The sequence below is a fragment of the Xenorhabdus sp. PB61.4 genome, assembly GCF_963894935.1.
Lineage (GTDB): Bacteria > Pseudomonadota > Gammaproteobacteria > Enterobacterales > Enterobacteriaceae > Xenorhabdus > Xenorhabdus stockiae.
The window spans coordinates 1-1,802 of record NZ_CAWQJR010000121.1 but is presented as its reverse complement, the minus strand read 5'-3'; the positions used below and the strand labels follow the sequence as shown (position 1 = coordinate 1,802).

At 34.5% G+C, this 1,802-nt stretch carries 2 protein-coding genes; both read left to right on the top strand.

All coding sequences use genetic code 11. The annotated features are described in order from the left end of the window. Nucleotides 1-43 precede the first annotated feature (43 nt). Nucleotides 44-523: an Hcp family type VI secretion system effector gene (locus AACX68_RS07080; RefSeq protein ID WP_228860849.1), complete on the top strand. Its 480-nt coding sequence runs from the start codon at nt 44-46 to the stop codon at nt 521-523. 51 nt (nt 524-574) lie between these two features. Beyond that, the gene (locus tag AACX68_RS07075) at nt 575-1,600 is read left to right on the top strand and encodes a hypothetical protein (RefSeq protein WP_228860848.1); all 1,026 of its coding nucleotides are present in this window, start codon (nt 575-577) and stop codon (nt 1,598-1,600) included. Nucleotides 1,601-1,802: the final 202 nt, after the last annotated feature.

Below are 1,802 nucleotides of genomic sequence, written 5' to 3'. Positions count from 1 at the left end.
GCTATAACGAATTGAATTAATAATGATAATTATGAGGTAAAACATGGCGAATTCTATTTATGTGACAATTAAAGGTAAACTTCAAGGTCTAATTTCTCAAGGGTGTTCTACATTAGATTCTATTGGTAATAAATATCAATTAGGACATGAAGATCAAATTTTTGTATTACAATTTAATCACGGAGTTGCAAGAGCGCAAAATGTTGCTCATCAGCCAGTTAAATTTGTTAAACCACTTGATAAATCATCACCATTGTTATTAATGGCAGTTGCAAACAATGAAGAGCTTGATTTAGTATTTGATTTTTATCGTACCTCACAAGCAGGAGGTCAAGAGCGATATTATTCTGTTACATTAAGAAATGCAAAATTATTAAATGTTAATGTTCAATATCCGCACTCTGTCGATCATGCTGATAGGCAACCGGAAGAAGTTGTCGCAGTTCAATATAAAGATATTGTTTGTCAGCATCATATAGCAGGCACATCAGGCTATTGTATTTGGGAAGAAACTGTTTATTGAATATATAATTAATATTGATATAAAAACCAATTATAATAGGTGGTAATTAAAATGCGATCGGATAGTCTTATATCACTGTTGCAGAATGAATTTGATGAATATACTCTACCAAATTTTTATACTTCAAAAAGTCTTGGTACACTACCTAATTCCGAAGGAAATATCGATTTCCAAGCAATTGCAGATGCATTAGATTGCCACCGTGATTTTTATGGTGCGGGTATTATTTATGCTGATGGAAAACTAAGGCCTTATTTGGTTAGGCCATCGAAAAGACGTGGAAATCAGACGACTTCTGAGTTAACACATATTATTATTTATAATACGGAACTCACTATTGCACCAGAAGCAGAATTGAAAAAAACAGTTTCTGAACCTAGTCTGATGATAGAGATTGGATCAACAGCTCTGGCGTGTGGTGGAGCTGTATTATCGGGGATAGGTTTATCCGGTTCAACAGCAGCAGTCCCATTTACAGGAGGAGGAACTACACCTTTAGCAATATTGTCATATAGCGGTTTAGTTGCATCAGGTGCTCAATGTGTCAATGGTGGATATAGAATTTATAATCTCACTGTGGGAGGACAAGAAGGCATAGAACATGTTGCTTGGTTGGACTCACAAGATTGGTATGTCACAACTTCAACCATAATGGATATGATCTCTCTTACCTCTGGTGCAGCAGCTCTGAAGGAGTCATATAGCGCATATAAGATAATGAAAGCGACTTCTCCCCGTAATGCATCAGAATGGCTAAAAAACATGCCAAGACATGAAAGAAAGCGGCTGACCGAAGAGATTATACGTCATAACAATCCTGGAATATCTAATCAGGCAATTAAGCAAGCAATAGCACAAGGGAAATACATCAAACATTATCCTACAGAAATGATACAAAATACATTGAGACATCATTTACGCGACTCTCTGGCAGCGGCAGGTGGGTTTATTGGTAGTGGAATGTCAGGGACAATCCGAAATCCAGAAAATATAATTACATCAGGTAAATATATTATTGGTACCATTCATTCTATTACTTACGAAAATTCAGCAAGTTATTTACCAAAGAGATTTTAATAACTCTATACATTAAGAAAGTAACGCCATGAAAACAAAAGAATTTATTTTTAATGTGGGATTTAAAAAACTCTTACATGAAACGAAAGAGTTAGAAGAAAAACTAAAAAAATCTGATCCAGAATTGGAAAATATAACTTTAGATGATCAAAGTTATAAAAGGTATTTTTATTTCCCTGCTAGATTTAAGATAGTACTTATC

Coding starts and splice junctions, on each gene's coding strand:
- AACX68_RS07080 (WP_228860849.1), top strand. CDS start 44: ATGGCGAATTCTATTTATGTGACAATTAAAGGTAAACTTCAAGGTCTA.
- AACX68_RS07075 (WP_228860848.1), top strand. CDS start 575: ATGCGATCGGATAGTCTTATATCACTGTTGCAGAATGAATTTGATGAA.